This window comes from Mycobacterium sp. TH-M25 (assembly GCF_057473665.1).
In genome coordinates this window covers 1-7,625 of record NZ_JBYCLA010000150.1, presented here as the reverse complement: position 1 = coordinate 7,625, position 7,625 = coordinate 1, and the positions used below count along the sequence as shown (strand labels likewise).

The window sequence follows — 7,625 nt, the reverse complement described above, 5'->3', positions numbered from 1 at the left end:
ACGATGTGCGAGGCCTTCCAACGCTGTGCCGCGGCGGACCCGGATGCCGTCGCGTTGCGTACCCCGGGCGACACCACGACCCTGACCTGGCGGCAGTACGCCGACGACGTACGTCGGGTCGCGGCCGGGCTGGCCGGTCTGGGCGTGCGCCGGGGCGACACGGTGTCGCTGATGATGGCCAACCGCGTCGAGTTCTATCCCGTGGAAGTCGGTGCGCAGCATCTCGGCGCCACCTCGTTATCGGTGTACAACACACTGCCTGCCGAGCAACTGGCCAACGTGCTCGACAACGCCGACGCCAAAGTAGTGATCTGCGAGCAGCAGTACGTCGACCGGATCCTGGCGAGCGGCGCGCAAGTCGACCACATCGTCTGCATTGACGGCGAGCCGGCGGGAACCGTGTCGCTGGACGATTTGTATGCGGCCGCTCCCGACGACTTCGACTTCGAGTCGACCTGGCGCGCGGTGCAACCCGACGACGTCATCACCCTGATCTACACCTCCGGGACGACGGGCAATCCCAAGGGAGTCGAGATGACGCACGCGAACTTGATGTTCGAGGCGGAGGCTCTCAGCGCTGTCGTGGATGTGCGGTCGGACGATCGTGCCACCTCCTATCTGCCGTCGGCGCACATTGCCGACCGGATGATGGCGCTCTACAACCAGGAGATGTACGGAATCCTGGTCACGGTAGTCTCCGATGTCCGCGAGATTGCGGTGGCGCTGCCCGATGCCCGGCCCACCATCTGGGCGGCGGTTCCACGGGTCTGGGAAAAGCTCAAGGCCGGGATCGAGTTTGCCGTCACCCACGAGCCGGACGAGGCCAGGCGCCAGGCCCTGGGGTGGGCGTTGTCGATCGCCGACAAGCGTGCAGCGGCATTGATCGCCGGCGAACCGCTGGCCGGCGACGTGGCCGCCGAATGGGCGCGGGCCGATGAATTGGTGCTGTCGAAGCTGCGCGAGAAGCTGGGGCTCGACCAATTGCGATGGGCGGTCTCAGGCGCGGCGCCGATTCCCCGGGAGACGCTGGCGTTCTTCGTCGGGATCGGCATTCCGATCGCCGAAGTCTGGGGCATGTCCGAGCTCAGTTGTGTTGCCAGCGTGAGTCATCCCCGGGAGGCACGAGTGGGATCGGTGGGCAGACTGCTGCCCGGGCTGGAGTCCAGGATCGCCGAGGACGGCGAATATCTGGTGCGCGGCCCGCTGGTGATGAAGGGCTACCGCAAGGATCCGGCCAAGACCGCCGAGGCGATTGACGCCGACGGCTGGCTGCATACCGGCGACATCCTGGAAGAAGGCGCCGACGGCTACCTACGGGTGATCGACCGCAAGAAGGAATTGATCATCAACGCGGCCGGAAAGAACATGTCGCCGGCCAACATCGAAAATGCGATCAAGGCGGCCTGTCCGATGATCGGTGCGATGGTGGCCATCGGCGACGGTCGTCCCTACAACACTGCGTTGATGGTGTTCGATGCCGATTCCGTCGGGCCCTACGCCGAGAAGCATGGAGTCACCGACGCCACACCTGAAGCCCTGGCCACCCACCCCGAGGTGCTCGCGCAGATTTCGGCGGCGGTGGCTGCGGGCAACGAGAAATTGTCGCGGGTAGAGCAGATCAAACGTTTCCGCGTCCTACCCGCGTTGTGGGAACCCGGCGGCGACGAGATCACCCTGACGATGAAACTCAAACGACGGCCGATAGCAGCCAAATACGCCGCTGAAATCGAGGAGTTGTACGCCGGCCAGCCGGGCCCGGACGTCCACGAACCCGCGCGTACGCCGAGCGCGGGTCCGACCTAGGACGCTCGGCGACGTCTCAGCCGGCCTTGCGTCGTGTGCGGTGGTCGATGATCGCAGTCGCCAATCCGCGGCGGCGCTCATCGTCGACCGCGGTTGTCGGCCACGGCGTGTTCGCGTCGCGGAATTTATTCTCCGACGCTGTTTCTGGCGCGTCGTGTGCGCTGGCAGACATCAATCCTGTCGGCAACGCCAATTTGCAGATGGTGCGCACAGTGAGCAGGTACTGATGCATGAGGGAACCGGTTGTATAAGGCAAGTCGTAGGTCTGGCACAACGCGCGGACCCGCTCGGAGATCTCGGGCAGCCGGTTGCTCGGCAGGTCGGGAAACAGATGATGCTCGATCTGGTAACACAGGTTGCCGCTCATGAAGGCCAGTACCGGTCCGGCGCGGAAGTTCCCGGTGCCCAGGAGCTGTCGCAGGTACCATTCGGGCTGTGTCTCTTTGTCCAGCACCGACTCGGTGAATTTTTCTGCGCCGTCGGCGAAGTGGCCGCAGACGATGACGATATAACCCCAGGCATTGCGTAGTCCGTTGGCGACCACGTTGGCCCCGAGGGTCCGGCGCCAACGGCGGTGACTCAGCGCCGGAAAGGCCAGGTAATCCTTGCCGGCCTGGCGAAGCATCTTGCGGATGGTGCTCTTTCGATGGGCCGCTTTAGCGCTTTCGGTGCTTTCCCGACCCTGCACCGCGTAGAGCCCGTGCATGGCGATGCCCCATTCGAAGAGCATGGCCAGCAGCACCGCCCGCAGCGGTTGAAGGAGATCGCCAGGTTGCCACTTCTGGTCGCGCGTGACGCGCATCATCCCGAAGCCGAGGTCGGGGTCGACACCGACCACATTGGTGAACTTGTGGTGCAGGAAATTATGTGACGACATCCAGTGTGACGACGGAGCCACCATGTCCCATTCCCACGTGCTCGAATGGATTTCGGGGTCATTCATCCAATCCCACTGACCGTGGGTGATGTTGTGACCGAGTTCCATGTTCTCGACACACTTGGCCACCGCGAGCGCAACAGTTCCCACAGTCCACCCCAGCCGGCCTCGGCTGGCGAAGATGGTCACCCGGGCGGCAGCCTCGAGATATCGCTGAAACGCGATGGCACGACGAATGTATCGGTGGTCTTGTTCGCCGAGCGACTCCGCGATGTCGCGACGAATGTTGTCGAGCTCAGCGGCAAGGGAAATGACGTCTTCGTCGCTCAGGTGGGCGTATTCAGGTACTTCGGTGATCGCCACCGACAGTCATCGAACCGTAACGGTTACGGGGCAGACTCCCGTAAGCACGACGGAAGAGACCCACACGTACGACTGGGGCATTGGCTTAGCACCCGCTTCATCGGCTCGTCGCCGCAGTGTGACCCAGAGATTTTCGGGATCGCCCGCAGACACTACACGGTATAGATCACCGAACGGTGGTCTTGCGGTCCCGTAGTCCAGAGCCTCCGGGTTTATGGTGGGGGAATGCCACTCGAAGGTGAATACGCCCCGTCGCCGTGGGACTGGTCCCGCGAGCAAGCCGAGAAAATTGTCGAGTCCGGTGGGACCGACGGCACCGACATGAAGGGCATGCCGGTCATCCTGCTGACCACGGTCGGCGCCAAGACCGGCAAGCTGCGCAAGACCCCGCTGATGCGGGTCGAGCACAACGGCGAATACGCCGCGGTCGCCTCGCTGGGCGGAGCGCCGAAGAACCCGGTCTGGTACTACAACATTACGAAAAATCCGCGCGTCGAACTACAGGACGGCACCGACGTCAAGGACTACGACGCCCGCGAAGTTTTCGGCGACGAGAAGGCCGTCTGGTGGGAGCGGGCCGTGGCCGCCTACCCGGATTACGCCGACTACCAGCAGAAGACCGACCGCCAGATTCCGGTGTTTGTGCTGACCCCTGTGCACTGAACGCGCAGCTTGGTGGCACCATTAACCGGTGTCTGCCGAACTGAGTCAGAGCCCGGGCATCGGGGGTGGTGGGCCGCTGGCTTCTTTTTCAGCGGCCGACGTCGACAGTGCGGCAACCCGAATCGCCGGCGTGGTCACCGCCACGCCACTGCAGTTCTCCGACCGGCTGTCCGCGACGACCGGGGCGAACGTCTATCTCAAGCGCGAAGACCTGCAGACCGTGCGGTCCTACAAGCTGCGCGGGGCCTACAACCTGCTGGTGCAGCTCTCCGACGAGGAACGAGCCGCCGGAGTGGTCTGCTCGTCGGCCGGCAACCACGCACAGGGCTTCGCCTATGCCTGCCGCATTCTGGGTATCCGCGGCCGCGTTTACGTTCCGGCCAAGACCCCCAAACAGAAGCGTGACCGAATCGGTTATCACGGCGGGGAGTTCATCGAGCTGATGGTGGGTGGATCGACCTACGACCTGGCCGCCGAGGCGGCGCTGGCCGATGTGGCGCGCACCGGCGCCACATTGGTGCCACCGTTCGACGATCCGAGGACCATGGCCGGGCAGGGCACTATCGCTGTGGAGATCCTCGACGCGCTGGACGGCGAGCCCGATCTTGTGGTGGTTCCCGTCGGCGGTGGCGGGTGCATCGCCGGCATCACCACCTACCTCGCCGAGCGGACCAGCAAGACCTCGGTACTCGGGATCGAGCCGGCGGGGGCGGCCGCGGTGATTGCCGCGCTGGGCAACCGCGGGCCGGTGACCCATGCCCACCGCGACCAGTTAGACGACGGCGCCGCGGTCAGTCGGGCCGGGAACCTCACCTATGCCGCGCTGGCCGCGGCGGGGGACATGGTGTCGATCACCACGGTCGACGAGGGCGCGGTGTGCACCGCGATGCTCGACCTGTACCAAAACGAGGGGATCATCGCCGAGCCTGCCGGCGCGCTCGCGGTCGCCGGCCTGCTGGAGGCCGACATCGAGCCGGGTTCCACCGTGGTGTGCCTGGTCTCCGGCGGCAACAACGACGTGTCGCGCTACGGCGAAATCCTCGAGCGGTCGCTGGTCCACCTCGGGCTCAAGCACTACTTCCTGGTCGACTTCCCACAGGAGCCCGGTGCGCTGCGCCGGTTCCTCGACGGGGTGCTCGGAGCGGGCGACGACATCACGCTGTTCGAGTACGTCAAGCGCAACAACCGCGAGACCGGCGAGGCGCTGGTTGGTATCGAGTTGGGCTCAGCCGCGGATCTCGATGGCCTGCTGGATCGCATGCGGGCCACCGAGATGCAGATCGAGACGATCGAACCCGGCTCGCCGGCGTATCGCTACCTGCTGTAGCCGACCGGCGCTCCAGCCACGTGGTGTCGGCTAGCCGACCAGCGCGACCGATTCGTCGTTGGCCCGATAGATCGGTTCCAGCGGCACGGCGAATCGCTCGGCCATCTCGGTCAGCGACGCCGACCACACCAGCTCGATGGTCGACACCGGACCGCGCCCGGGACCCGTCAGCAGGAAAGCCACCGTAGTGCCCGGCTCCAGGTCGTCGAGCAGCGTCCGCAACGACGACATCAGGTTCCACACAATCCGACCGCGGGGCCGCGGACGGATCGGGACCTGGCTGAGCTGCTTGGCGAAACAGCGGTCCGGACCGATCAGGCCGAACCACAGCAGCCGCTCCCCGAACCCCAGCGGCCCCATCAGCGCACGCCACCGCTCACGGAGGTCCTGCGTGGACCGCACGGGATCGCAAGCGGTCTGGATGGGCGGGATGGGCAACAATTCAGATTGAGTCATCGGGGCATCATCACCCGCTCGCGGAGCGCGCCGGTAGTCAGTTATCCACAGCGCAGGATTGTGAACGAATGCGGGGCCAGCAGCGTGCTCTGGTCACCTACCGAAGGCGATTCCGAGGCCAGCACCAGCTCACCGGCGAACGGTACCGATACCGGCTCGGTGCCGAGATTGCAGGCCACCGTCACGCCGCCGCGGCGCAGCGCGATCCACCGCTGTTGCTCCTCATAGTCGACGACCAGATTGTCCAGCCACGGATCGGCAAGGTCGATTTCGTTGCGCCGTAACGCGATCAGTTCTCGATAGAGCCGCAGAAGTCTCGCGTGCTCGCCGGTCCCGACTTCCGACCAGTCCAGCTTGGAGCGTCGAAAGGTCTGCGGGTCCTGGGGGTCGGGGATCTCCTCGGCATCCCAGCCGTGATCGGCGAACTCCCGCCTGCGGCCTTCGGCGGTGGCACGGGCCAACTCGGGCTCGGGATGGGAACTAAAGAACTGGAACGGAGTCGACGCGCCCCACTCTTCGCCCATGAAAAGCATTGCTGTATAAGGCGAAATGAGGACCAGAGCGGCTTTCACCGCCAGCTGCCCGTAGCTCAGGTTTTGCGACGGCCGGTCGCCGAGGGCCCGGTTGCCGACTTGATCATGGGTACAGGTGTAGGCCAGCAGCCGGGTGGCCGGAATTGTCGAGGTGTCCAGCGGCCGGCCGTGGCGTCGCTGCCGGAACGACGAGTAGGTGGCGGCATGAAAGAACGCGTGGCGCAGAGTTTTTGCCAGGATGGCCAGCGAGCCGAAATCTGCGTAATAGCCCTGGCGCTCCCCGGATACCGCAGTGTGGATCGCGTGGTGGATGTCGTCGTCCCACTGTGCGGCCATCCCGTGCCCGTGCTGCGTGCGAGCAGTGATCGTGCGCGGGTCGTTCAGGTCGCTCTCGGCGATCAGCGACAACGGCCGGCCGAGTTCTTCGGCGAGCGCGTCGGTTTCGGCAGCCAATTCCTCGAGGATGTGGATCGCGGTGGTGTCAAAGAGCGCATGCACGGCGTCCAATCGCAGACCGTCGGCATGAAAGTCGCGCATCCAGCGCAGGGCGCAGTCGATGATGTAGCGGCGCACCTCGTCGGACTGGGCGTCGGCGATGTTGATGCCCTCGCCCCACGGGTTGCTCGCCGACGACAGGTAGGGACCGAACCTCGGCAGGTAGTTACCGGACGGACCGAGGTGGTTGAACACCGCGTCGATCAACACACCGAGCCCACGGCGGTGGCAGGCGTTCACGAAGCGCACCAAACCGGCTGGCCCACCGTAGGGCTCGTGCACGGCGTACCACAGCACGCCGTCATATCCCCAGCCGTGGGTACCGGAGAACGCGTTGACCGGCATTACCTCGACGAAGTCGACACCGAGGTCGACCAGATGGTCGAGCTTGTCGATGGCCGCGTCGAACGTGCCGGCGGGAGTGAAGGTTCCGATGTGCAACTCATAGATCACCGCGCCGTGAACCGAGCGGCCGGCCCAGCCGGTCTCGATCGACTCGGGGTGTTCCCACACTTGCGAGCGCTCGTGCACTCCGTCGGGTTGACGCGCGGATCGCGGGTCGGGCAGCGGCCTCGGATCGTCATCGAGCAGGTATCCGTAGCGCGCTTGCGGGCCGGCGTCGACGGTAGCTCGCCACCAACCGTTTTCGTCGCGGGTCATCGGTGACACCGACCCGTCGACGTCGAGGCGCACGGTGTCCGGTTTCGGCGCCCAGACCGCGAATTCACGCATCGGTGCGCCCCAGAAGTGCCACCGGCAGTTCCGCGAACAGCTCGCCCGCCGGCACTGTGCCGCGCAGCGCCGCGCCGGTCAGCGCACTGGTCCATCTGCCGTCCGGCAGCGGGATCGCGGTGTCTCCCCATCCGGTTTGCCCGAGTTGTACCGTCCAGCGGGTGACCGCGACGAGCACGTCGTCGCCGCGACGGAACGCGACCACGTGCTCGGCACCGGTTCCGGCAGCCGGCAACGGGTGATATCCGCCCCCCACGAAGGTGTCCGGGTGGGCACGGCGCATCTGCAGGGCGGCCTTGACCACTCGAATTTTTCTGTGCTGCAGGGACTTCAATGCCTCGCGGCGGGTGGCGTAGTCGACGGCTCGCCGATTGTC

General features: G+C 65.4%; 6 protein-coding genes and 1 pseudogene. 3 read left to right on the top strand and 4 right to left on the bottom strand.

What is annotated here, in order from left to right:
• The coding region (gene fadD11, locus AC2VOU_RS05100) for a fatty acid--CoA ligase FadD11 (RefSeq protein ID WP_486956380.1) at nt 1–1,803 on the top strand (1,803 nt) is incomplete at its 5' end.
• A gap of 16 nt (nt 1,804–1,819) precedes the next feature.
• Here the strand turns inward: fadD11 and AC2VOU_RS05095 are convergent.
• Complete coding sequence (locus tag AC2VOU_RS05095) at nt 1,820–3,043, bottom strand: fatty acid desaturase family protein (RefSeq protein WP_486956379.1); 1,224 nt, start codon at nt 3,041–3,043, stop codon at nt 1,820–1,822.
• Nucleotides 3,044–3,268: 225 nt separating this feature from the next.
• Here AC2VOU_RS05095 and AC2VOU_RS05090 point away from each other — a divergent pair, with 225 nt between their 5' ends.
• Together AC2VOU_RS05090 and ilvA are read left to right on the top strand one after the other, a co-directional pair.
• On the top strand, nt 3,269–3,706 hold the full coding sequence (locus AC2VOU_RS05090) for a nitroreductase family deazaflavin-dependent oxidoreductase (RefSeq protein ID WP_486938234.1): 438 nt from the start codon (nt 3,269–3,271) through the stop codon (nt 3,704–3,706).
• Between the two features lie 28 nt (nt 3,707–3,734).
• Nucleotides 3,735–5,033, top strand: coding sequence for a threonine ammonia-lyase IlvA (gene ilvA, locus AC2VOU_RS05085; protein ID WP_486956378.1), 1,299 nt, complete (start codon nt 3,735–3,737; stop codon nt 5,031–5,033).
• A 30-nt stretch (nt 5,034–5,063) separates the two neighbouring features.
• On the opposite strand, the gene AC2VOU_RS05080 is transcribed toward ilvA, so the two are convergent.
• From AC2VOU_RS05080 to AC2VOU_RS05070, 3 genes and pseudogenes are all read right to left on the bottom strand, one after another.
• The gene (locus AC2VOU_RS05080; protein WP_486956377.1) at nt 5,064–5,489 is read right to left on the bottom strand and encodes a hypothetical protein; all 426 of its coding nucleotides are present in this window, start codon (nt 5,487–5,489) and stop codon (nt 5,064–5,066) included.
• Nucleotides 5,490–5,530: 41 nt separating this feature from the next.
• Complete coding sequence (gene treZ / locus AC2VOU_RS05075) at nt 5,531–7,249, bottom strand: malto-oligosyltrehalose trehalohydrolase (protein ID WP_486956376.1); 1,719 nt, start codon at nt 7,247–7,249, stop codon at nt 5,531–5,533.
• A pseudogene (locus AC2VOU_RS05070) lies at nt 7,242–7,625 on the bottom strand (malto-oligosyltrehalose synthase); the annotation flags it as partial. The gene treZ and the pseudogene AC2VOU_RS05070, both read right to left, overlap by 8 nt.

Bases quoted from the DNA above. Each gene is read 5' to 3' on its own strand.
- AC2VOU_RS05090 (WP_486938234.1), top strand. From the start codon at position 3,269: ATGCCACTCGAAGGTGAATACGCCCCGTCGCCGTGGGACTGGTCCCGC.
- AC2VOU_RS05080 (WP_486956377.1), bottom strand. From the start codon at position 5,489: ATGACTCAATCTGAATTGTTGCCCATCCCGCCCATCCAGACCGCTTGC.
- treZ (WP_486956376.1), bottom strand. From the start codon at position 7,249: ATGCGTGAATTCGCGGTCTGGGCGCCGAAACCGGACACCGTGCGCCTC.